Source organism: Vibrio natriegens NBRC 15636 = ATCC 14048 = DSM 759, from assembly GCF_035621455.1.
Taxonomy (GTDB): Bacteria; Pseudomonadota; Gammaproteobacteria; order Enterobacterales; family Vibrionaceae; genus Vibrio; species Vibrio natriegens.
In genome coordinates this window covers 1,282,497-1,304,433 of record NZ_CP141823.1, presented here as the reverse complement: position 1 = coordinate 1,304,433, position 21,937 = coordinate 1,282,497, and the positions used below count along the sequence as shown (strand labels likewise).

Annotated in this window: 22 protein-coding genes; 9 read left to right on the top strand and 13 right to left on the bottom strand. The window is 43.5% G+C overall.

Annotation, left to right across the window (positions count from 1 at the left end; translation table 11 throughout):
• Positions 1 to 24 precede the first annotated feature (24 nt).
• Complete coding sequence (gene alr / locus VER99_RS20265; RefSeq protein ID WP_020335354.1) at positions 25 to 1,104, bottom strand: alanine racemase; 1,080 nt, start codon at positions 1,102 to 1,104, stop codon at positions 25 to 27.
• 1,064 nt (positions 1,105 to 2,168) lie between these two features.
• Here alr and dgcN point away from each other — a divergent pair.
• Genes dgcN through VER99_RS20250 form a run of 3 tightly spaced genes read left to right on the top strand, consistent with a single transcriptional unit; the run spans position 2,169 to position 5,015 of the window.
• On the top strand, positions 2,169 to 3,173 hold the full coding sequence (gene dgcN / locus VER99_RS20260) for an N-acetyltransferase DgcN (RefSeq protein ID WP_020335355.1): 1,005 nt from the start codon (positions 2,169 to 2,171) through the stop codon (positions 3,171 to 3,173).
• The gene (dgcA, locus tag VER99_RS20255; protein ID WP_020335356.1) at positions 3,173 to 4,147 is read left to right on the top strand and encodes an N-acetyl-D-Glu racemase DgcA; all 975 of its coding nucleotides are present in this window, start codon (positions 3,173 to 3,175) and stop codon (positions 4,145 to 4,147) included. The genes dgcN and dgcA overlap by 1 nt, the downstream gene beginning before the upstream one ends.
• Positions 4,148 to 4,157: 10 nt before the next feature.
• Positions 4,158 to 5,015 carry a D-amino-acid transaminase gene (locus VER99_RS20250; protein WP_020335357.1) on the top strand — a complete coding sequence of 286 codons (858 nt, stop codon included), beginning with the start codon at positions 4,158 to 4,160 and terminating at the stop codon, positions 5,013 to 5,015.
• A gap of 86 nt (positions 5,016 to 5,101) precedes the next feature.
• Here the strand turns inward: VER99_RS20250 and VER99_RS20245 are convergent, their stop codons facing one another.
• The 4 genes from VER99_RS20245 to VER99_RS20230 form a co-directional block, all read right to left on the bottom strand.
• Positions 5,102 to 5,947 carry a CPBP family intramembrane glutamic endopeptidase gene (locus VER99_RS20245; protein ID WP_020335358.1) on the bottom strand — a complete coding sequence of 282 codons (846 nt, stop codon included), beginning with the start codon at positions 5,945 to 5,947 and terminating at the stop codon, positions 5,102 to 5,104.
• A 135-nt stretch (positions 5,948 to 6,082) separates the two neighbouring features.
• Complete coding sequence (locus VER99_RS20240) at positions 6,083 to 6,826, bottom strand: dienelactone hydrolase family protein (protein WP_020335359.1); 744 nt, start codon at positions 6,824 to 6,826, stop codon at positions 6,083 to 6,085.
• Between the two features lie 261 nt (positions 6,827 to 7,087).
• Complete coding sequence (locus VER99_RS20235) at positions 7,088 to 8,188, bottom strand: alkene reductase (RefSeq protein WP_020335360.1); 1,101 nt, start codon at positions 8,186 to 8,188, stop codon at positions 7,088 to 7,090.
• Positions 8,189 to 8,317: 129 nt separating this feature from the next.
• Positions 8,318 to 9,199 (bottom strand): LysR family transcriptional regulator, encoded by an 882-nt coding sequence (locus VER99_RS20230; RefSeq protein ID WP_020335361.1) that lies wholly within the window; start codon positions 9,197 to 9,199, stop codon positions 8,318 to 8,320.
• A 500-nt stretch (positions 9,200 to 9,699) separates the two neighbouring features.
• Here VER99_RS20230 and fdhA point away from each other — a divergent pair, with 500 nt between their 5' ends.
• Complete coding sequence (gene fdhA / locus VER99_RS20225; RefSeq protein WP_014234726.1) at positions 9,700 to 10,902, top strand: formaldehyde dehydrogenase, glutathione-independent; 1,203 nt, start codon at positions 9,700 to 9,702, stop codon at positions 10,900 to 10,902.
• Positions 10,903 to 11,325: 423 nt separating this feature from the next.
• The gene (locus tag VER99_RS20220) at positions 11,326 to 12,252 is read left to right on the top strand and encodes a LysR family transcriptional regulator (RefSeq protein WP_020335363.1); all 927 of its coding nucleotides are present in this window, start codon (positions 11,326 to 11,328) and stop codon (positions 12,250 to 12,252) included.
• A gap of 144 nt (positions 12,253 to 12,396) precedes the next feature.
• Here VER99_RS20220 and VER99_RS20215 read toward each other — a convergent pair whose 3' ends face one another.
• A complete protein-coding gene (locus VER99_RS20215; protein ID WP_014234728.1) occupies positions 12,397 to 12,738 on the bottom strand; it encodes a DUF3316 domain-containing protein in 342 nt (113 codons plus the stop codon).
• Positions 12,739 to 13,233: 495 nt separating this feature from the next.
• Between VER99_RS20215 and VER99_RS20210 the strand changes: the two genes are divergently transcribed.
• Entirely contained in the window at positions 13,234 to 14,865 is a 1,632-nt protein-coding gene (locus VER99_RS20210; RefSeq protein WP_020335364.1) for an ArnT family glycosyltransferase, read from the top strand.
• 125 nt (positions 14,866 to 14,990) lie between these two features.
• On the opposite strand, the gene VER99_RS20205 is transcribed toward VER99_RS20210, so the two are convergent.
• The 4 genes from VER99_RS20205 to ppiC form a co-directional block, all read right to left on the bottom strand.
• Entirely contained in the window at positions 14,991 to 15,506 is a 516-nt protein-coding gene (locus VER99_RS20205) for a GNAT family N-acetyltransferase (protein WP_020335366.1), read from the bottom strand.
• A 41-nt stretch (positions 15,507 to 15,547) separates the two neighbouring features.
• Positions 15,548 to 15,754, bottom strand: a complete 207-nt coding sequence (locus tag VER99_RS20200; RefSeq protein WP_014234731.1) for a hypothetical protein — start codon at positions 15,752 to 15,754, stop codon at positions 15,548 to 15,550.
• A gap of 321 nt (positions 15,755 to 16,075) precedes the next feature.
• Positions 16,076 to 16,420: a YajD family HNH nuclease gene (locus VER99_RS20195; RefSeq protein WP_014234732.1), complete on the bottom strand. Its 345-nt coding sequence runs from the start codon at positions 16,418 to 16,420 to the stop codon at positions 16,076 to 16,078.
• A 72-nt stretch (positions 16,421 to 16,492) separates the two neighbouring features.
• Entirely contained in the window at positions 16,493 to 16,771 is a 279-nt protein-coding gene (gene ppiC / locus VER99_RS20190) for a peptidylprolyl isomerase PpiC (protein ID WP_005375342.1), read from the bottom strand.
• Between the two features lie 254 nt (positions 16,772 to 17,025).
• Between ppiC and VER99_RS20185 the strand changes: the two genes are divergently transcribed.
• A complete protein-coding gene (locus VER99_RS20185; protein ID WP_020335367.1) occupies positions 17,026 to 17,940 on the top strand; it encodes a chemotaxis protein in 915 nt (304 codons plus the stop codon).
• Positions 17,941 to 18,009: 69 nt separating this feature from the next.
• Here the strand turns inward: VER99_RS20185 and hutZ are convergent, their stop codons facing one another.
• Positions 18,010 to 18,531 (bottom strand): heme utilization protein HutZ, encoded by a 522-nt coding sequence (gene hutZ / locus VER99_RS20180; protein ID WP_020335368.1) that lies wholly within the window; start codon positions 18,529 to 18,531, stop codon positions 18,010 to 18,012.
• Between the two features lie 153 nt (positions 18,532 to 18,684).
• Positions 18,685 to 19,146: a TetR family transcriptional regulator gene (locus VER99_RS20175; protein ID WP_020335369.1), complete on the bottom strand. Its 462-nt coding sequence runs from the start codon at positions 19,144 to 19,146 to the stop codon at positions 18,685 to 18,687.
• Positions 19,147 to 19,656: 510 nt separating this feature from the next.
• Between VER99_RS20175 and VER99_RS20170 the strand changes: the two genes are divergently transcribed.
• Positions 19,657 to 19,956: a DUF406 family protein gene (locus VER99_RS20170; RefSeq protein ID WP_014234736.1), complete on the top strand. Its 300-nt coding sequence runs from the start codon at positions 19,657 to 19,659 to the stop codon at positions 19,954 to 19,956.
• Between the two features lie 145 nt (positions 19,957 to 20,101).
• Complete coding sequence (locus tag VER99_RS20165) at positions 20,102 to 20,701, top strand: hypothetical protein (RefSeq protein ID WP_020335370.1); 600 nt, start codon at positions 20,102 to 20,104, stop codon at positions 20,699 to 20,701.
• A gap of 65 nt (positions 20,702 to 20,766) precedes the next feature.
• Here VER99_RS20165 and VER99_RS20160 read toward each other — a convergent pair whose 3' ends face one another.
• Entirely contained in the window at positions 20,767 to 21,873 is a 1,107-nt protein-coding gene (locus tag VER99_RS20160) for a 1-acyl-sn-glycerol-3-phosphate acyltransferase (protein WP_020335371.1), read from the bottom strand.
• Positions 21,874 to 21,937 lie beyond the last annotated feature (64 nt).

The following is a 21,937-nucleotide window of genomic DNA, read 5'->3' as shown; positions in this document are numbered from 1 at the left end:
TTGATTACGCAGGGCTGTTTGTAACTAAACCTCTACGTACGTTTTGCGAACTCGCTTAGTCAGTTTGATTACGAGTTCATAGGGAATGGTACCTATGTGTTTCGCGACTTTTTCAATCGGTAGATTGTCGCCCCAAAACTCGACGGTATCTCCGACAGCATCACGTGCATCAGGCCCAAGATCCACAGTAACCATATCCATAGAAACGCGACCAGAGATAGGAACGATTCGTCCGTTGATATAGACAGGTGTACCTACCGGTGCATTTCGTGGATAGCCGTCACCATACCCCATCGCGATAACACCAATGTTGGTATCACGTTCTGAAGTCCAGCTTTCACCATAACCGACAGGTTGATTCGCCTTATGCTCACGTATCGCAATGAGCTTTGAGTTCAGCGTCATTACACAACGTAACCCATGCTCCTTACCCGTTTCATTTTCATTTGGGCAGATACCATAAAGAGAAATGCCCGCTCTCATGTAATCGAGGTGAGAGTCAGACCAATACAGAATGCCCGCTGAGTTAGCTAGTGTTTTAGGTCCTGGGAAGTCGGCGGTTTGCGACAGAAACAGATCGATCTGCTTTTGTGTCGCAGGAGAGGATAAATCGTCAGCACAGCTAAAATGACTCATGAAACCAACCGGTCCCGCGAGTTTATTCGTCGCTTCGATTTGTCGAACGTAGTCGCTGAGTTCATAGGGGTGGATCCCCAACCTATGCATCCCAGTATCCAGTTTTAGCCAGACCGTAACAGGGGTAGTGATATCAGCCTGTTTAAGATCTTCCAACTGCTCTTTGCAATGAATCGCCGTATGGAAACCTTCACGTGCAGCCGTTTCCAGATCGGCTTTACAAAAACAGCCTTCCAGCAGCAGTATTGGCTGTTTAATACCTTCGCTTCTTAGCTCTAGCGCTTCTTCGATACGAGACACAGCAAACATGTCGGCTTGCGTCAGTGTTTGTGCAGTTTTTACTGCGTTATGCCCGTAAGCGTCACCTTTTATCACAGCGACAACAGATTTATCAGCGCATTTATTTTTAAGTACATCGTAGTTATCGCTAAGTGCTTTTAGATTGATAACAGCTTCAGCAGTGATCATTAACTCTTTCCCAGTGATATACCAATCGGAGTAAGTTTTTCATCATTCTTACAGGTTAAATTCGCTGATGGTTGGGTAAGAGATCGGTAATTAAAATAACAAGTTAATGCTATCGATACCTTGCTCTACGCGATTTATCCAACGCAATGAAATGACTATTTCCTCATTCAAATTGGTATTGAATTTCTTCCATGTCAGCTCTACAAACACAATTCATTGGATTGTATCTGATGAGCCGATTAATAACGGTTTTAGCTCTTGTTTTGCAATAATTTACGGTCTTTCTACACGAGTTGCCTAAGCCACCAAATAAACTCAACGCAAATATGCTCAATATCAATTAGGCAATATACAGACCATCGTTCCAATCAGCACATACACTCAGCCATTAAGCTTTTTACAGTGAAATACCCTAAATAAACTCTCATAGTATAAGTTCCGAACTGGAATTCTAAAACCTGTATATTATTTCGATATAAATCAAAATATCAGATTAATATATAAAAGCAAGCACCAATAAAACCATAAAATAAATATGGGATTATTGCGATAAAAATAAGACAAAAATGGCAAACTACGCACCATTTAGGGTCAATATGTATTATTTTGGTGCATTTCGATGAATATTAAAAAATATCATTGGGCTCTAATTATAAAACCAACCAGGAAAATTTGAATTACATCACAAAATAGAATCATCTATATATTAATTTAAACTCAGTATAAATGACCAACGAATAAGTCATAGCTTATTTTATAGATAAGACGCGTAATTCACTAAGTACTAACACAATCTGTTACTGACATACACATAAACGACATTTAACGCGCGACGCCAAGGTTAAAATCAGAATATTATGAAAGCCAAACAAAATGAATATATATGCATTAATTTAATTTTATTTGAATATATATTGCATGTTTTTGAGTTTCATTGCTTATACTTTAAATATTTTCACGTATCGACTGATGTTGATGTCACGAATTTTGCACTGTAGTTTGTATTGAGAAGCAAGATTAAAAGCTAGTAAGAAATCCAATTCACGACATGGAGTTAACACAAGATGGAACTTAAACAACCTTATCTATTATTTTTAGGCGATGCTGCAGATGCTTTAGCAGCGAAAGTAGCACAGGGAATCAAAACGTGGCGACCAGAACATTGTGTTGGACAATTACGCCTTGAGGGTTGTAACGCTGATGTTGGTCTTGACGATCTAAGTGTGGCACAAGCTGTTGAGGCGGGCGCCAAAACATTGGTTATTGGCGTTGCTAACCGAGGTGGCGTGATTTCTGAGGAGTGGATTTCGGTCCTGATCGAAGCACTTGAATCAGGTATGGATATCGCTGCAGGTTTACATAATAAATTAAGCGACATTCCAGAACTGGTAGAGAGTGCAAAGAAAAATGGCTGCAGCCTTTTCGATGTTCGCTATCCAACACAAACCTACCCTGTCGCAAACGGTAAGAAACGTTCAGGCAAACGCCTACTAACGGTAGGTACAGACTGCTCGGTAGGCAAAATGTATACCTCGCTGGCGATCGAGAAAGAAATGAAAGAGCGAGGCATCGATGCTGATTTTCGCGCCACCGGTCAGACGGGTATTCTGATCACTGGTGATGGTGTGAGTGCAGACTGTGTGGTCGCCGATTTCATTGCCGGTGCTATTGAAACCATCGCGCCAGAAAATGATCCACAACATTGGGATGTCATAGAAGGCCAAGGATCGTTATTCCACGCTTCATTTGCAGGTGTTACCACAGGTCTTATCCATGGCTCTCAAGCAGACGCTTTAGTGTTGTGTCATGAGCCGACTCGCACCCATATGCGTGGCCTGCCTGATTATCCATTGCCGGATATCAAAGCTTGTATGGAAGCCAATATTGCCACCGCAAAACTCACCAATCCAAATGTCCAATTTGTCGGTATCTCAATCAACACTTCAGGCCTGTCAGAAAGTGAAGCGATGGAATACATGGATAGCGTTGAGTCTGAAGTAGGCTTGCCAGTTGTCGATCCATTCCGTCAAGGCGTAGCGCGTATCGTAGATAAATTAGCGGAGCTGTAATGAAGGTTAGTCTTGAAACGAAAAGTTGGCCGATTCTCGGTAGTTTTACTATCTCTAGGGGTAGTAAAACCCACGCAGAAACCATCATTGTTGAAATAGAACACCAAGGCTTGAAAGGACGTGGCGAATGTGTCCCATATGGCCGATACGGTGAATCTATTCAAAATGTGTTGGCAGAGATAGAAAGCATCATCCCTGATATTGAAGCTGGGATAAGCCGAGAAGAGTTGCAACCGTTATTACCATCGGGCGCAGCGCGTAATGCCGTCGACTGCGCTCTGTGGGATTTGGAATGTAAAACCGCAAACCAGTCTATCTGGGAAAAAATTGGTTTGGCAGCAGGTGAACTAACCACAGCGTACACCCTCTCTTTGGATACCCCAGAAAATATGGAGAAAAAGGCAATTGAGCATTCTCATCGACCACTGCTTAAACTGAAATTAGGTGGTGCAGAAGATCTTGAGCGTGTTCAGGCAGTGCGCCGCGGTGCGCCCAACTCTGCGATCATTCTGGATGCCAACGAAGCATGGACGTTAGAGACCTATAATCAGCTCATACCTGAACTATTAAAGCTGGATGTTTCAATGATTGAGCAGCCGTTTCATGCCGAAGACGATCATATATTGGATGACCTTGAACGACCGATAGCAATTTGTGCCGACGAATCTTGTCATGATCGAATGAGTCTACCAAAGATCATTGGTCGATATGACATGATCAATATAAAGCTCGATAAAACGGGTGGCTTAACTGAAGCTCTGGCACTGAAAGAACAGGCTCAAGCGGCAGGTCTACGTATTATGGTCGGGTGCATGGTGGCTTCTTCATTAAGTATGGCGCCAGCATTTGTCGTCGCCCAAGGAGCGGAAGTCGTCGATTTAGATGGTCCACTGCTGCTCAGTGAAGATATCGAACATGGCTTTGAGTTCGAAAACAACTCTATGCTGCCTTTCGACAGAAAATTGTGGGGATAAGGGGAAAGTAATGGAACGAATTGTATACCTCAATGGAAAGTTTCTCGCTGAAAGTGAAGCAAAAGTTTCCGTATTTGACAGAGGATTCCTCTTTGCAGATGCGGTCTATGAAGTAACGGCAGTATTAGATGGTAAATTGATTGACCACGAAGGTCACCTTGCCCGCTTAGAACGTTCGGCTAAAGAGCTAGGCATTAAGATGCCAGTCACTGGTGAACAGTTGATGGATATTCAGCGACAGCTAATTGAAAAAAACAGTTTAGTGGAAGGGGGAATCTATCTTCAGCTAACTCGCGGGAATGAAGGTGACCGCGACTTTTCATACAGTGACAAGATTGAACCCACGCTGGTGCTGTTTACTCAATCACGCAATCTGATTGATAGTCCTAAAGCTCAGACAGGGATTAAAGTCATTTCGTTTAATGATATTCGCTGGCGTCGACGTGATATTAAAACCACCAGCTTGTTACCCGCGTGCTTAGCGAAACAAATCGCACACGAAGCTGGCGCGGAAGACGTTTGGCTAATTGAAAACGGTTATGTTACCGAAGGTGGTTCAAGTAACGCCTATATTGTTACCCAAGATGATGTGCTGGTCACTCGCCCGCTAAGCAATGATATTCTGCACGGAATCACCCGTGCATCATTAATGACACTCGCTAAAGAGCTGAATTTAACCATTGAAGAGCGTTTCTTCACCATCGAAGAAGCTTATCAGGCGAAAGAAGCGTTTATCAGCTCTGCAACAACCTTCGTGTGGCCTGTCGTAGCAATCGATGATAAGCCAATTGGCAGTGGCAAACCTGGTGAAATCGCATTAAGGCTGCGTGATATTTACATTAAGACGTCAAAAGAACTGGCGGTTTAACTCCAACATACTATTCAACTATTGTGGCCAAACAACCTTGGCCACGGTTGAATCTCTTTTCACACCGAAGAGTTACACGATAACAATCATTGCGCGGCTGCCGGATAGGTAAAGAAAACTAGATGAGCAAAGTTGAACAGAAAATGCGCCAATACCGCACACCATAATCGGCCAGTCACGTAGAAAATCAACCCATAGCCTAACCCTGCAAGCGTCGCGAATAAGACAAGTAATCCGCCACCAGCGATATGCGCGACACCAAACAACACACCCGCAACTACCAAGCCAACTTTCCAGTTAAAACGACGGCCCAGAGATTGTTGAATCAACCCACGAAACAATGCTTCTTCCGCAACGCAGGTAATCATCAAGTTATTAACAGCAAATAACCACCACCAGCCAGGTAGGCTCAGTTCCACCTTCAGCGCCCCCAAAAAACTCGCAATTGGCAGTAAGCTGAGCAACGGAACCAGTATCAATAAAATATGCTTAAATTCGATTCGCTTTGTTTCCCCCAATAACTTCGGGTAAGCGAGTAGAAGAGCAAAAAAGGCGAGTGGTTTATCCAAATTCAAATACATTGAGAAGGGAATACTTTGCGGGCCCGATTTAACATCATCAAGCACTTGGAGGTTATTAAATCCCGGCATAGCGTGGGTAAACAGCACCGCACACCAAATCAGAACAAGTGCCCAGCCACTATAGTAAACCCACCTACTCTGCAGGTTGTTAGCAAGACTGGGTAATTGGTAGGCAGTAGCGAGCACAAACAATGCCGTAATAAACGCGATTAACTCGATGCGGTCAACGATAAGAGCACATACCAGAGCCACGAGTAACAGCAATATCGCCGTCAATTTATGTCGAGTGAAAGCTGTAGCTGTCGCAAACAAAAGGGGTAGCCATACCCAGACGGTGGCATCAAGAAGCATGAAAAAGTCCTTTTATAATTGTGCTTCAGTAAATCAGGGTTGAATTGTAAAGGAAAGAAGTACAGACAGTAAGAAGGCTACCGTGAATCTTGGTAGCCTTTTAGTTTTGATGAGATGCTAAGTGATGCTTTAACTTTACTTAGTCGTATTCGCGGTCAAGAAGCTAGAGAATGCTTGCCAAGACTTTTCATCCGCATCTTTACGATAACGATCGGAGTCCCACACGGTGAAGGCATGAGGTGCACCGCCGTAAGCCACCATTTCATGTGGAACTTTGTTTTGCTCGAGTTCGTCAGCCAACTGAGCAAATTCGCTCATTGGTATTGCAGTATCAGCCGTGCCATGAAGAATAAGAACCGGAGCTTTAGTCTCTGCATAGCTTTGACCTTCTGGTGTTTTAAGGCCACCATGGAAAGTAACGAAGCCTTTCACATTCATGCCAGATCGTGCAGACTCCAGTACTGCCGCACCGCCAAAGCAGTACCCCATCACAACCGTGTTATCTAAATTGCCACCCAGCTTACCCGCTTCTGCCAAGCTAGCGTTCATTAGCTTTCTCAGCTTTTCCCTGTCCTTATAAAGCTCCCCGGTATGCTGCCTTTTATCTTCCACTTTAGTTGGGCGTACTCCTTGACCAAACAGATCAGCAGCAAATACGTTGTAACCCATGTCGTTAAGCATTTGTGCTCTCTTTTCTTCGTACTCGGTCAGCCCGTCCCAGTCATGGACCAACAACACGAGCGGAGCATTATCGTCAACTTTAGCCCAATACCCTTCGTAAGAAACATCGCCAACTTGGTAAACCACGTTCTCACCAGCAGAAACAGAGCAGCTGCCAGCCGCAGCAAGAAGTGCCAACCCAATGAGCCTGATTTTCATAACAATTCCTTTTTGTATTATGTTGATGGCTGTCTAAGTAGCTTAGTACATCCTCAAAAAGGAACGGTTATTTGAAGATGAAACTTTGCGACTCGTTCAAACGACTTATACCAGCGAGGAGAATGAAATGATCAGGTTATATGACACCATTAAGTAGCTAACTATCAATGATCTGTAGAGACACTCCAAACTATTTCCCGCCCCCAAAGGCTAGAAAAGCCTCACTGAAGAGGCTTAACATGAACGTAGCTTAAATGGAGATTAGCTCTCAGAATAAGTTGGGTAATCAATCAACCCTTTTTCGCCGCCACCAAACAGAGTGTCAGGGTGATGAGATGCCCAAGGGTGACCATGTTTAATTCGGGCTGGTAAATCTGGGTTTGACACAAATGGTCGTCCAAACCCAATCATATCTGCCAAACCTAAATCCAAAGCTTGAACTGCTTTTTCCACGTTGTATTTACCCGCATAGATGATGGTCCCAGAGAAAACGTCACGTAATTCCCGCTTGAAGGTAACGGGCATCAGAGGGGCATCTTCCCAGTCTGCTTCTGCGATGTGCAAATACGCAATGTCATGTTGATTGAGCAATTTTGCTGCCGCAACATAAGTTTCAGCAGGATTCGCATCCACCGTTCCATTTAATGTTGTCAGTGGTGCCAGACGCACACCAACGCGGTCAGAACCAATCGCATCACACAGTGCGGTTACCACTTCGTCAAGAAAACGGAGTCGATTCGGTAAACTGCCGCCATACATGTCCGTACGGTGATTCGATTCAGAGTCGATAAACTGATTGATCAGATAACCATTCGCAGCATGAAGTTCGATACCATCAAATCCGGCTAGCAACGCATTCTTTGCTGCTTGATGAAATTGACCAATGACCTGCTGAATATCCTCTTCTGTCATTGCTCTTGGCTCAGCAGTATCAACAAAACCGGGTGCATCCGTACCATTATCAATAAAAACTTTAACCCCTTCAGCACGAATGGCTGATGCTGAAATAGGTTGTTCGCCAAGAATGTTATCTGGATGGGTAACGCGCCCCACATGCCAGAGCTGCGCAAAAATGACACCGCCTTCAGCATGCACGGCATCTGTCACTTTTTTCCAACCCGCGATTTGCTCTTCACTGTATATACCAGGCGTCCACGCATACCCTTTACCGTTAGGCGCAATTTGAGTCCCTTCGCTGACGATCAGGCCCGCACTCGCTCGCTGAGCATAATACTTGGCCATCAATTCATTTGCCGCATCATGTGGTTGAGTCGCTCTTGAACGAGTCATTGGCGGCATAACGATACGGTTAGCTAACTGGAATCGACCTACTTTGAGCGGTTGAAATAATGCGTCAGTCATAAGAGCCTCTATTGATATCTGAATACGTTTTAGCGGAGTTTAACAACGCAGCTCACATCAATTAAGCAGCAAAAGGACAAAACATTTTTGCAATAATTGCAAAAGTAACAGGAGAAATGACAGATGGAACTAAAGCGTCAGACGTGGCTTGATAAAGTCGATGAACGCCGATATCCGGCGAGCGACGTGTGAAGATTTGTAATACACGGCATTGATCAACTCACGCTCTGAAGATCGAGTCATAAACGAGTCCAAAAGCACCACTAATCGCCCTGCGGCAATATCCTTCTTTACCATATATCCAGACAGACAACTGACCCCATTTCCACTGAGAACAAGTTGTCGAACCGTTTCACCACTGCTACACGCAATAGTAGGTTCAATATAATCAACACCTTGCACTGGCCAGACATTTAACGCCCTAGGCGAAGTGAAGCCGATAATATCGTGCTGTAAAAGGTCTTCGGGCGTAAAAGGAAAACCTTTTCGGGCGAGATAATCGGGAGATGCCACCACGAACAACGCACTCTTACCCAAGAATGATGAATGCAGCGAAGAGTCGGCGAGTTTACCGATTCGAATCGCGACATCTGTGCGCTTCTCAAGTAAATCTACGTAACCTTCGTTTGAGGACAATTCCAACTCAATATCAGGAAAACACTCGTGAAATTCCTGAGTGAGCGGGACCAATTGATTAAGCATAAACGGACTTGCTGCATCCACACGAAGCTTGCCTTTAGGGAGCACCCGGCTGACGAGCAAATCCTCTTCCGCCTGACGAAGGTGTTGCAAGCCAAATCGAATCGATTCAACAAAGCGCTTTCCTTCTTCCGTGAGTTCCAAACGTCGCGTCGTTCGATTGAGGATGGTAATACCAAGTTGTTTTTCTACTCTACTAACCGAGCGAGAAACTTTGGCGACTTGAATACCTAACACTTCGGCGGCAAGCGAGAAGCTGCCGCTGTCGATGACATTAACTAGTATTTCGAGATCATCCGATCGTGTAAGCATTTCAATTCCGTTTTATTGCAAAAATGACAAAATTCGTTCCACTATCATAGCGAAACTAATGAATATGAAAAGTACAGACTCGTCATATCCTTTAATGAAGGAAAATGCCTGATGGCAGGTCAACAGCTCGACTTAGGTTTTTCTGAATGGACAAGTAACGTGCCTAATTTTGCACTTTTGAGCACTCACCCTCACTCAATGACACAGTTGTGACCTTGATCTCAGCATCAATTTTCTTATCTCAATCACGTCGTAAACGCACCAATATGCGGCGTAATGCGACATATATGTGCATTAGGTGAGCGCTATTCTCCGACACGAAAGTTAAAGAAAAGCACCAATAAATCTTAGCTAACATGAGCCGAAATGCTGTTGTCACCAAGGACTAAAATCGCCCTAATGGTTTGATAAATCTGAGTTTTAAAGCTGTTGTCATCGTTAACGGATTTCACTGGTAAAGGAACCACTAGAACTATAATAAGCCTCAACAAGGAGACCTTATGTCCTACGAAAAATCAAACCGCGCCGTTGTTTACAAAGGCCCGGGCAAAGTTGCTGTCGAGTCAATTCCATACCCAGAACTCGCATTAGGCAATCGTAAGTGTGAGCACGGCGTAATCCTTAAAGTGCTGACGACTAATATCTGTGGCAGCGACCAACATATGGTACGTGGACGTACGACCGCTGAAGAAGGCTTAGTACTTGGTCACGAAATCACGGGCATCATTTTAGAAAAAGGCCGCGATGTCGAGTTCGTTGATGTTGGCGATATCGTTTCAGTGCCGTTTAACATTGCTTGTGGCCGATGCCGCAACTGTAAATCAGGCATGACTGGTATCTGCCTCAACGTAAACCCTGCTCGTCCTGGTGCGGCATACGGTTATGTTGATATGGGCGGCTGGGTTGGCGGCCAATCGGAGTACGTAATGATACCGTACGCTGACTTTAACTTGCTTAAGTTCCCAGATCCGGATCAGGCAAGAGAGAAAATTAAGGATTTAACACTTCTTTCTGACATCTTCCCAACGGGTTTCCATGGCTGTGTAACCGCAGGCGTTGGTCCTGGTTCTACCGTTTATATCGCTGGTGCAGGTCCTGTGGGTCTGGCAGCAGCAGTATCGGCTCAACTACTTGGCGCAGCTTGCGTCATCGTTGGAGACATGATCCCAGATCGTCTAGAGCAAGCACGTAGTTTTGGTTGCGAAACCATTGACCTACGCGAAGACGGCAGCATGGAAGACAAAATTGAAGCCATTCTGAATGAGCGTGAAGTTGATTGCTTTGTTGACTGTGTTGGTTTCGAAGCGCACGGATGTGGCTGTGGTGGTCACACTCAAGAAGCACCAGCAACAGTACTTAACTCTGCGATGCAAGTAACGCGTGCCGGTGGTTCGATTGGTATTCCTGGTCTTTACGTGACGGACGATCCGGGTGCGAAAGACGAAGCAGCGAAAGAAGGTGCACTGAGCATGCGCTTTGGTCTTGGCTGGGCGAAATCGCATTCTTTCCATACTGGCCAATGCCCGGTAATGAAATATCACCGTGGTCTGATGCAATCAATTTTGTTCGACAAAGTGAAAATTGCTGACGCCGTAAACGTACAAATGATTTCACTCGATCAAGCACCTCAAGGTTATGCCGACTTTGATGGCGGCGCAGCTAAGAAATTTGTTATTGACCCACATGGTGAATTTAGCAAGTAATACTATTTCAGAAAATACCTAATTTTTAGGGGATTGGTTATTAAATTAACCAAAATCAACGATAATAACTGCGATCGTTAATGTGGGCTTGACTCCCCTGCCGCGGGCTGAATTCCAGCCCGCTTTTTTATATATAGAAATTTATTATTATCGTTATTTTTGTGCTTTTTAGTTTTAAAATGCAGATACTATCCACACATAGAACTAAATTATTATTAGCTTATCGAATAAAGTAATAACCAGAACTGTATTCATCTTATTTATTAATTAACCAATGTTTAATAACTTTTATCGTTAGAGCTAGACGGCCAAAAAAACCAACTATCTGTCCCATTTTTTGAGCATACATTTTATTGTATCGCCTAATTAAATATTGATAATATCAACCATACTAAACAAGAAAGTCATTACTTAGGTGTATTCATGGATCTTGCAAGTAGACTGGAACTACTACTCGAAGTTTCTAAACAGGGCTCTTTCGCAAATGCTGCGGACGCGCGTGGCATCGATCGCTCGGTATTATCCAAACAGATAAGAAAACTAGAAGAGTCGCTTGGTCTCAGACTACTTAATCGCTCTACACGCTCACTGTCGCTTACTCCCGCAGGCGAAGAAATAGTAAAGCAAGCCCAGCAAGTTAGCGACGCTTTAGAAAAGACTCGTCAACTTGCGGATACGTTCAGTGATACGCCTAAGGGCCATCTTAGAATATCTTGCCCATCACTCTTTGGCCGGAAGTACGTAAAGGAAAGTGTGGTCGCTTTCCTCAAAAGGTACCCGCAAGTCAGTGTCGAAGTCATCCTCAATGATAGGAGAGTCGATCTTATTGGAGAACGTTATGATGTTGTATTTCGCGTCGGTTCTCCCGTAGACTCAAACTTAGTGGCGAAGAAACTCGCCAATCATCAGCTGCTATTACTTGCATCAAAAGACTTTATCGCTGAATACGGCTACCCTGAAACACCTCAAGAACTCGCAGCGTTACCCGCTGTCATTTATTCCAACGGCTCATACCAAATGAATAAAGTGCAATTATCGTCAATGAAAGATGAAGAAGCACATCCCGTCACAGTTACGGCTCAAGGTCGCTACCATGTCAATGAGGTGGAGTTATTAATGGATGGTGTGCAATCGGGGCTAGGCTATGCCATCGTGGGCCAATTGATGCTCACGCAGAGTATCGACGAGATGCAGCTGGTTAGATTATTACCTGATTATGAAATCTCTTATACCGGTGGTTTGTACGCCTTGTATCCACACCGCAATCAGCCTCCGCTGGTCAAACTGTTTATTGAAACGGTACAAAATACGATTGGAAGCCCACCGATATGGGAGAGTTACATGACGTAAACTAAACAATATTTATATTTTGATAAATATTCAATTTACGTCAGTATCAGATTTATTGGCATTTATTATTGGGGGAGTATTATGTCCCCCAATATAATTAAGATAATATTTTATATGTGGATGTTTGACTAAATAAGCCATAACTTAGTCATGTAGTCTCATTGCGTTGAAGTGGTAATCCACATTTAGAACTGCTCGATATTGAATGTCATCACGAGCGTAAGCCACTTCTTTAATAATCACTTTACTGTCATCGATGTTGATATTATTTACATTAGTGTAGCCAAATAAGCCAAATTCACGTCGTAACTCTGATTTAGACATTGATTTTAATGAATCTGACAAATCAAAGCCTGCGTTGAGTGCTTGTTCTCTGCTCTGATAAGTACCTGCATCCATATTTGTATGTTCTGTAATTGTAATATTTGAAGCAAATACTGATGAAGCCATAAGTAGACCAGAAGTTAGTACGAATAATTTTTTCATAATAAAACCCTTTAATTTATTAATATTGATAGGAACCTATCTCGTTTTGTTGGGTTTATTATTCATATTTGAACTAGGAAGATAAAGAGAGGTTTCAGAATTTCACTATGGGCGAAATGGCACTAATAGCCTTGGTGACTAGCGCTGCTGAAGCACTAGATTACACCCGAAATCTGACCTGGCATTATGATAGGGATCAAAAGACAAGCACTTACCCTTAGGTCGAGTTTCACGTTTCATAACCTAACAACATGCTGAGTCATGTACCTTGCTGTGGAAAGTTAACACTAATTGAGAAATAAATTGATGCTACTGGGGATCCTGCCTGGTTAAACATTGACATGTTGTTCTATCAGAGAAGATTGCTATGCTAACTAAATGTAACAAAATGCAAATAAAGTACTAAGTAGAGAATGAGACAGGTCAACTATTCACTCATAAGAATGATGGATTGAACTCATTAACTACGAGTAACGTTAGATAGCAGGAACAACAATGACATCTAAGAAGGCAACCTCACCTTTATCTCCGCATGTTCAGTACACTGCACTGGCACTTTTTGCCGCGTTATTCTTCATAGCCGTGAATCTCTGGTTCCGACCTATTTTTCCCATCGACGAAACCCGTTATGTCTCTGTCGCGTGGGAAATGTGGCTCAACAATGACTGGCTGGTACCACAACTCAATGGGCTACCATACGATCATAAACCACCGTTAATGTTCTGGTTATTCAGCGCCGTTTGGTCCTTATTTGGCACATCCGATACCGTGACGCGTTTAGTAGTACCAGGCTTCGCTTTGGTAAACCTTTATCTTGTAGGAAAACTGGCGGAGAAAATTTACCCCGACTCAGCACAAGCGAAGTGGTTATCTCCCCTCATTCTTATCAGTTTTCTTGGCTGGTTTTTGTATTCCAGTATGATCATGTTCGATTTAATACTCGCCGTATTCCTCCAACTTGCGGTATTGAGTTTTTGGCGATACACCGAAACAGAACGTGATTCATGGTCATATTTAAGTGGTGTGTGCCTTGGGCTCGGAATGCTGACTAAGGGACCGGTCATCTTCGTTTATTTTATTCCTTTTCTGCTGTTAGCCCATCTTTGGCACCCTTCACCCGCATCCATTAACAAAGCGTTTTTCAAAGCCGTTATCAAAACTGTGGGGATTGCAGTTGGTGTAGTCTTACTCTGGGCAGCACCAGCGGCAATATCCGGAGGAGAAGAATACACGAAGGCCATTTTATGGGTGCAATCTGCCGGGAGGGTACAAGACTCTTTTGCCCATGCCCGACCTTTTTACTGGTATGTGTCACTCTTGCCAGCCTTACTTTTTCCTTGGCTTTTCCTCATTAGTTTCTGGCGAAATCGTCCATGGATTTGGGTCGGACGACGAGATACCTTCTGTTTCTCTTTGTTTGTGTTTGTGGTGGGAATATTCAGTTGCTTCAGCGGAAAACAGCTTCACTATTTACTTCCGATTTTCCCTTTTATCGCCATTTGGATCGCCAAGCGATTGGATCTCGCAAAGGTAAAAACCGAGCCAGCGATAGTAGGAGCCATCGTGCTTATTACGCTAGCCATCTTCAGTGCTCCACTATGGGTAGAAAAAGCATTTCGCAGCACGGAAGTCACGGATGTTCACTTAAGTTGGAGCCTGTTGCCGGCAATGTTGATCGTGTTGCTATTATGGAAAAGAAAGCTGCCTATTGATCGTCTTGCGCTTAATATCGGGGCACTACTGCTGAGCTTATCCGCCTTAATGGCCAGTCTGTCACCAGTACTCAACAACGTTTATGATGTAACAGAGACAGGTCGTCAAATCCATCAGTTGCAATCTCAAGGACACAGCGTTTCGTACGTTGGCAAGTATCACAATACCTTTGGTTTCGCCGGAAAATTGGAAAAACCGCTAAATTTAATTCCGTCATCACAACCAGAGAGAAACGCATTTTTAACCACGCAGCCGGGCTATACCATTTGGGTTCAACGTAAGAAAACACAGCCTTTGGAAACCAATGCCATTTACATGACCCCCTACCGTGGCAGGTGGCTGTTTATTGTCGACAATCAAGTACTGGCGAACCTTCTTGCACCAAGTGGCACTGGTGAAGCAGCAGAAAAGTAGCAGCGTCATCTAAATTCAAACAGACATCAAAAACCGGGCTCGTCGATGAGTGTTCGCAAACGAGCCCTAGCTAAACTGCGATAACCGCCCAGTTGTCATTTCCATTGTTTATTCGAATACATAAATTAAAGATCTGAAGTATAAACACAAACTTCTCGCGCCTTTCCCTGCATACGATTAATGCGATTTTCAATATAGGTAACGCCGAGTTTTTTGATCACTGACTTAGAACGTTCATTACCCAAAAGGTGCATGACGTGTAACTTGCCCAACCCAAGGTTCGATTTACCAAAGGTGATTATTGCTTTCGATGCTTCAGTCGCATAACCGCGCCCCCAATAAGGTACGCCCAGCCAATAACCTAAGGTGCCTACACCATTATCTATTCCTAGAAAACTCACCGCGCCAATCAGCTCACCGCTCTCTTTTAACGTAATGGCATAGACGATACCTTTACCACTATCAAAGAGTGGCTCATGAGTATTAATCCACAACTCCGCATCGGCAAGCGAATAAGGATGAGGGATGTTCGCTGTCATGTCCGCAATAACCTTGTCACCAGCCAGAAGCGCGACACGCTTGGCATCCGATAAAGTAAAGGGTCTGAGTATCAACCTATCCGTTTCTACATTTTGCTGCATAAATTCCTTTATGTTCCTAGCGCAAGTTAGGTGAGAAAAATTTAGGTTCTCTCTGCATAATCACTTTTGAGTGTTAAAAAAGCTAAATAAATCAGTCCTAACGGGGGGATCAAGGCTAAAAGAACACCGACTAACGCAGAAATCATTGGAGTACTGGTTTTACGCCGACCCAAGTAGTAGCTCAAAAGTAAGCTGATCACCAAATAGACAGAAGCACCTTGAAGCAGTAATGTCGCGTCTATATTCATTGCAATCTCCTTTGCATATAACGCCTGTTCAAAAATAATGGTGCCTTCTGTACCAATATGCAACAAAGTAACAATGAATTTTATCAATAATGAGGCTATAAAACGTTTTACGTTAGTTACGTTAGTTAGCTACTGTAATCACTATAACCAGATCCCTTAAATCAATTTTAAAAAATCATGTAGCTATCGTAACAGTTGGAAGTTTGGGGCAAACGTCGAGCATTAGAAACGTTACAAGTAACGAGGTATACTGCTGTGCTCAATGGCTAAACTCAATCTAGTGGCGTTATCGATGACTAACGCCACTTTAGCCCTTAAGCATCACTTCTTCATCATCTTCGCTAAATCAGCAAATGGATTGTATGTTGCGCCTTGGTGTTCATCTTCACCAGGTTTTATTTCGCTGCCGTAACGTTCATGCTCTAAATACTTACTATGTTCATGATCGTGGCAATAGAGACACAACAACTCCCAGTTGCTACCATCTTCCGGGTTATTCGTGTGGTCATGATCCTTGTGATGAACCGTTAATTCACGCAGATTTGAATACACAAACTCTCGAGCACACCTTCCGCATACCCAAGGATAGAGCTTCAGTGCTTTCTCGCGATAACCGGCTTCTTTACGTGCATAACTGGCACTGGTTCCGTAATAATCTGATGCCATACGTATAACCTCACGTGTGATTTAAAATAAGATGCTAGCCCGAGCACAAAGTTCCTGTACTCGCGCTAAATATCATGTTCTATATAATACCTTTACCACATGCCAGCCAAATTTAGTTTTTACTAAATGCGGTGTTAGCACCTCACCTGAAAAACAAACTTTGTCGAACTGAGGCACCATTTGTCCACGACGAAACTCACCAAGATCACCACCGCGTTTTCCAGACGGGCAAGTCGAGTATTTCTTTGCCAGTGTCTGAAACTTAGCCCCTTTTTTAAGTTGCTTGATGATGTCTTCTGCTTGTTCTTTGTGTTTCACAAGAATATGCAATGCGGCTGCTGTATTTGCCATCTGTTTATCTCTCGCTGTTCTGTTAGCGCAAGTTTACCGAATACACCCAAGCACGCCAAACATTTCTCTCACCACGCCTACAGGGAAGCTCTATTTGTGTTTTGTTAACACGACCTGAGCGGAATTTGAGCATTCTCACATCTGCAAAGCTAATAGAATGAATGAAAACTTAACTTTTCGGTGTAGGGCTGTTGATGCCGCCGGTTTATCCGATTAGATTAGAGGTAATCATTTGGTATTTATAAGGTTATTTCATGGCAAAAGTCGTTAGCAAAGCGAATCAATCTCAGGGGATGTTAGTATTCAAGCTTACCCTGCAACAATATTTCGCTATAGGCACTCTTAAAGTCCGTGAAATTGTTCCGTACATGCCGACCACGAAGATCCCGTACTCCCACCAGCACGTAATCGGCACTGTGACGATTCGCAACCTAACCGTGCCTGTGATTGATATGTCCGCAGCCGTCGGGTTCCGGCCGATTCAGGAAGAAGAGTACCAAAGCTGTTACTTGATTGTGACCGACTGCCTGAGAACCGTTGTTGCCTTTATGGTTCGAAGTATTGAAAAAATCATTGATTGTGACTGGAAAACCATAGAGTCACCACCCGAGAGCGCTGGTCAAAATATTTTTGTCACGGGCATTACTCAGTATGAAAATAAAATGGTTCAAATGCTGGATGTCGAATTGCTATTGTCCAAGATCTATCCGCAATATGAGCATTCAAAAATTCCAATGCTAACTGACGTAGAACGTGAGCGTTTAAAAGCTCTTAATATCTTACTCGTCGACGATTCTTCGATTGCACGTAAGCAACTTAGTGATGCATTAGACAGCATTAACATCCCGTACCAAATCAGTAAAAATGGCGCGGAAGCGTTGCAATTCATGAGAGATCAAGCGGCACTACATAGCCCAATTGATTTGTTAGTCAGCGACATTGAAATGCCGGGACTGGATGGTTACGAGCTGGCGTTCGAAGTACAAAATGACTCGGCACTGAACCACTCGTACCGTATTTTGCATACTTCTCTTTCAAGTGAGATCTGCGTTGATCGCGCCCATCAAGTTGGTGCACACGAGGCTCTGGTAAAGTTTAACGCTGGTGAGTTAATTGAAGCTATGCTGAGAGGGGCGAAGGAGATTGAAGCTACAGCTATGGCTTCATAACGTCGCTGACAGAGAGGGGGAGATCGAGAAACGCCTCCCCCAAATGGTTTGACTCAGCCCAATAAATCTCTAAATTTTTTGATGCCCTTTCTCTAAGTGGATAAAGTCCACAAGATCATCGCCAGAAACCTCATACGCCTGACCGAAGCCTTTCACAAACAAGCCTTTTTCTGCTTTTAGGTTGAACAAAACGAAATCTTCCAGGTTGCTCAAACCATCAATAATCTCTCCGAAACGTGCTTTCATCTGAGCAACAATTTGTTGCCAAAGCTCGGTGTCACGTTCCACAACGATTGCTACCGCATCAAACGTCAGGCGCTTACGGGCAAAAATTTGACCAGCAGAGCCTTCATCTTCGATCATCATTAGGGAGACGTTAGGATTTTCTAGTAAGTTGCGTGCATGGCGAGCAAGCTGTGAAATAAGAACAAAGTAACCTTGCTGGTTTTGTACAAACGGGGCGTAACTGACGTTAGGTCGGCCTTCAGCATCAACCGTAGCTAACTGTAGTGTTTGGCGCTCCTGACGAAACGCTTTGATCTCCGGCCCCAGACGGCCTTGCAGGCGCTCTTGTTTCACTTGTTGATTCATTTTAATTCCTGAGGTTCTCTACCACTGTGGTTGGTATTATAGCCTCGCATTGCTGGCTCTGTGGCTAGGGGCTCGTAATACAAAGGCGTTTGGGCCAAAACAAAACATAAAGCCCCACTAGTTACTAGCAGGGCTTTGTTCATTCTGTATCGGTTATTTGCTCATTTGAATCAGAGAACGACCAATCAACCATTCAAGTTCTTTGTCACTGCCATCCCCAAATTGGCTACCGACCATTTTATACAAGCGATCAATACCATTTGTTGCAAACTCATGGGCGTTTTCTGTGGCTACGATGTGATGGAACAGGAGTTTTAAAATAGCCACAAATTCAGCATTTTCCAGTGCGGTCATCCAGCTATCCGAAAACGTAGTCAACCCTTTATCAAACCTTAAGTGCTCGACAAACATTTTAAAGATGCGAGCATCAAGTGCGGCAGTAAAATCCGTTTTTTTAGGGAAGTGATGGCTAATACCTGTACGTGATACACCCGTCTGCTGACTCAGCGTTGTGTACGACATTCTGTCGTAACCAAGTCTAAGCAATTGGTCAACGACGGCATCCATGATCTTCTGGATAGTTATTTCAGTATCTTCTTTACTACGCTTTGGCATATTTTAAGCTCTTCTTTATTAAATCCATCTAACTCACAACTCAACGAGGCCAGAGTGAAATCATCCTCAGTTTTATTACTGTGCTTCCTAATCTAAATGCGGACCTCTGTCATAGCGATAAAGTACTGCGCAATCATCAACATGCCAGGGCATGCTCATCAATGTTTACCATACGCACCCCAGATGAAAAGATAACGACATCAAGGTGTTGCACGAGACTATCCATCAAAGCCACTCAGGAGTTAAGAATGATAATCATGTAGAATTATTCACTCAATAAATACTCTTATAAATTGTTCTTCAGTTCAACTGACCAAACATAAAACTCGTTCGTAGCTAGTGTAATTACTCTTAAATATTGATATATATCACATTAGGCATACCCTTCCTCCGCCTTATCGAGCGTTATTCCCTTTAATCTGTATGCTTTTTTATGCAGATTCATTCATTTTTGTAGATAGAGATCAAATACCTGCTAGAATACCCTTAGTTTTTACAAGAGGATTCGTTATGAGCATCGAATTAGAAGGAAACCAAGTCTGCGAAGCATGTGGCTGTGCGGGTGAAATTGGCTTTGTCATTAAAGAAGGCGACGAAGTTGCCGACGTAACGATTTTCGCAGAGTCTAAAGCGGCATTAGAGTCTGAAATAGCTGCCTACATTGAACTAGCTAAATCAGTATGTGCTAACGTTGAATATAATGTCAGTGAAATCACAGAAGAGTCTAAAGAAGCATCAGCCCGCTTCAAGTTCGAAGTCAGTGCAGAAAAGCTGATCTTTGAATTAAAAACTCGTTCATTAGCGCGTTAATCCTATTCCAAAGCGAGCACTCTGCTCGCTTTCTACTTACTTCCATTTAAGTGTTACTTTCCTTCAAGTGTTAACACTTGGAATAGCCGTATTTAGCGCTTTGAGATATGCTTGGTGGGTTTTATATCCAGCAAAGTCATCAGCCATGCGTTTCATCCTACTTATTATTGCACTGGTAACATTCAACACACCTTCAATGGCGTACGAACTGGATTACTACACCAAGCTCGCTTACCTAGACAACTATGGCAACCTAGATCTACGCAACAAACCCTTTACTCAATTACCATCTGATTTGTCGATTAAAGGCAACCTGAACATTTCCCAAACGTCTATCATGCGGCTACCGAATGGTCTCAATGTCGGTGGCAGTTTAGAAGCAACAAACAGTGCACTTAAAACCGTCAGGCCTGGTACCAGCATAAAAGGCTATGCCAATTTATTAGGTAGCCAAGTTGAAAACTGGCCAAAAGGCGTAAAACTCGGCGGATATTTAAACCTGACTGACACTCCACTAAAAAAGCTTCCTGCAAGACTTCGTGTCTATGGTGATTTAAGTGTAATCCGCACACCATTAACGGCTTTGCCTGATGGCTTAATCATCGATGGAAATCTTTACATTGGTGGCTCGGCACTCAAAGCGTTTCCTGACACTATGACTGTAAAAGGAAATATCTTTCTGGGTGGGAATCAAATCACTAAATGGCCAAGTAACCTGACCTTAGGCGGCGCTGTCGCACCTTAGCAACAGATATAAAAAACCCCGGGGCAGAGCCCGAGGTATTTTGATTCAGAAATAAACCAACCAATCTACTCTTGATTGTTTACCGGGTTGGCATAACTCGCAACAAGGAAAGGACGCGCGCCTTCTGGCAACTCTTCAAGCTTTTCCGCCAACTGACGTTTTACCTTTTCAGGCACCTCTGAATCATCACGACCAGCAGCGAGCAAATTCATTGGATAGAGTCGGTAGTTGTTGTGAATTTGACGGTCGATTTCAGCAGCAAGAGACTCTGGTGTTTCAAATTCTTGCTCAATCACATCGCCGAAAGCCACATGAATGCGACCTTTGTAACCGATAATACCTTGAATGATACTTTCAATATCTTCAAATTCACCTTTCTCGTAGCGGCCACTTTCTGCTTTAGCAAATAACTCTTTCGCCTTCGCAAGGTCACAAGGGTCGTTCTCGTAAGAGATAGAAACAGGCACGATCTTCAAAGAGCGAGTGTACTCTCCAAAGCTGATCTTTTGCTTACGACCTTCAACATGAAACATTTTAAGAATAGCTGGATCAGTGAAGTCGTTGCCGTCTTTTGCTCGGCCTTCCTTCTGCGCGATCCAAATAGAGTTGCCCGTGTCGAGAGAATGCTTGATGTAGCTCGACAGCTGTCCTAACGCTTTCATCATTTCGCGCGGTGCTTTTGCTGAACGCTTAACAATAAAGCTCTTGTTCAAGCGCATCAGTTCCGTCGTACACGGCTTCTTGAGGAGGTTATCACCAATAGCAATGCGGACAGTGCGGTGGTCAGTTTGGTGTAAGCCGTAGTTGACTAACGCAGGGTCCATCGCGATATCACGGTGGTTAGAAACGAATAGATAAGAGGTATTTTTGTCCAGTTTATCTAAACCAGAGAAAGTGACGCCATCCGTTGTCTTATCAAGCATATCTTCAAGATACTTTTTCACTTCGATCTGGATCCCTTCTACGGAGTCAAGCTTACTCCACTTTGCTTTTAGGTAAAGGCGAACAATCGGACTCATAAGAGTTTTAAACCATCCTGCTTTATTGGCAAAACGGTGATCAAGAATCGCGGTGATAAATTCATCATCTTGGATTAGACGATCCAGCGCTGCTGGAATTTCTTCGTCATTATAAGGACGAATTTCAATATAAGGGTCGGTATTGGCAGTCATTATTCATTACATATCTAAAAAAGCTGGCACATTTTACGCATAGTTTTACTGTATAGCAGCATTT

What these genes read in the sequence shown, in the direction of transcription:
- alr (WP_020335354.1), bottom strand. Translation starts at nt 1,104, where the DNA reads ATGATCACTGCTGAAGCTGTTATCAATCTAAAAGCACTTAGCGATAAC.
- VER99_RS20245 (WP_020335358.1), bottom strand. Translation starts at nt 5,947, where the DNA reads ATGCTTCTTGATGCCACCGTCTGGGTATGGCTACCCCTTTTGTTTGCG.
- VER99_RS20220 (WP_020335363.1), top strand. Translation starts at nt 11,326, where the DNA reads ATGGATCTTGCAAGTAGACTGGAACTACTACTCGAAGTTTCTAAACAG.
- fdhA (WP_014234726.1), top strand. Translation starts at nt 9,700, where the DNA reads ATGTCCTACGAAAAATCAAACCGCGCCGTTGTTTACAAAGGCCCGGGC.
- VER99_RS20210 (WP_020335364.1), top strand. Translation starts at nt 13,234, where the DNA reads ATGACATCTAAGAAGGCAACCTCACCTTTATCTCCGCATGTTCAGTAC.
- VER99_RS20250 (WP_020335357.1), top strand. Translation starts at nt 4,158, where the DNA reads ATGGAACGAATTGTATACCTCAATGGAAAGTTTCTCGCTGAAAGTGAA.
- VER99_RS20240 (WP_020335359.1), bottom strand. Translation starts at nt 6,826, where the DNA reads ATGAAAATCAGGCTCATTGGGTTGGCACTTCTTGCTGCGGCTGGCAGC.
- dgcA (WP_020335356.1), top strand. Translation starts at nt 3,173, where the DNA reads ATGAAGGTTAGTCTTGAAACGAAAAGTTGGCCGATTCTCGGTAGTTTT.
- VER99_RS20165 (WP_020335370.1), top strand. Translation starts at nt 20,102, where the DNA reads ATGCGTTTCATCCTACTTATTATTGCACTGGTAACATTCAACACACCT.
- VER99_RS20185 (WP_020335367.1), top strand. Translation starts at nt 17,026, where the DNA reads ATGGCAAAAGTCGTTAGCAAAGCGAATCAATCTCAGGGGATGTTAGTA.
- VER99_RS20205 (WP_020335366.1), bottom strand. Translation starts at nt 15,506, where the DNA reads ATGCAGCAAAATGTAGAAACGGATAGGTTGATACTCAGACCCTTTACT.
- VER99_RS20160 (WP_020335371.1), bottom strand. Translation starts at nt 21,873, where the DNA reads ATGACTGCCAATACCGACCCTTATATTGAAATTCGTCCTTATAATGAC.
- VER99_RS20175 (WP_020335369.1), bottom strand. Translation starts at nt 19,146, where the DNA reads ATGCCAAAGCGTAGTAAAGAAGATACTGAAATAACTATCCAGAAGATC.
- VER99_RS20195 (WP_014234732.1), bottom strand. Translation starts at nt 16,420, where the DNA reads ATGGCATCAGATTATTACGGAACCAGTGCCAGTTATGCACGTAAAGAA.
- hutZ (WP_020335368.1), bottom strand. Translation starts at nt 18,531, where the DNA reads ATGAATCAACAAGTGAAACAAGAGCGCCTGCAAGGCCGTCTGGGGCCG.
- VER99_RS20200 (WP_014234731.1), bottom strand. Translation starts at nt 15,754, where the DNA reads ATGAATATAGACGCGACATTACTGCTTCAAGGTGCTTCTGTCTATTTG.
- VER99_RS20230 (WP_020335361.1), bottom strand. Translation starts at nt 9,199, where the DNA reads ATGCTTACACGATCGGATGATCTCGAAATACTAGTTAATGTCATCGAC.
- VER99_RS20215 (WP_014234728.1), bottom strand. Translation starts at nt 12,738, where the DNA reads ATGAAAAAATTATTCGTACTAACTTCTGGTCTACTTATGGCTTCATCA.
- dgcN (WP_020335355.1), top strand. Translation starts at nt 2,169, where the DNA reads ATGGAACTTAAACAACCTTATCTATTATTTTTAGGCGATGCTGCAGAT.
- ppiC (WP_005375342.1), bottom strand. Translation starts at nt 16,771, where the DNA reads ATGGCAAATACAGCAGCCGCATTGCATATTCTTGTGAAACACAAAGAA.
- VER99_RS20170 (WP_014234736.1), top strand. Translation starts at nt 19,657, where the DNA reads ATGAGCATCGAATTAGAAGGAAACCAAGTCTGCGAAGCATGTGGCTGT.
- VER99_RS20235 (WP_020335360.1), bottom strand. Translation starts at nt 8,188, where the DNA reads ATGACTGACGCATTATTTCAACCGCTCAAAGTAGGTCGATTCCAGTTA.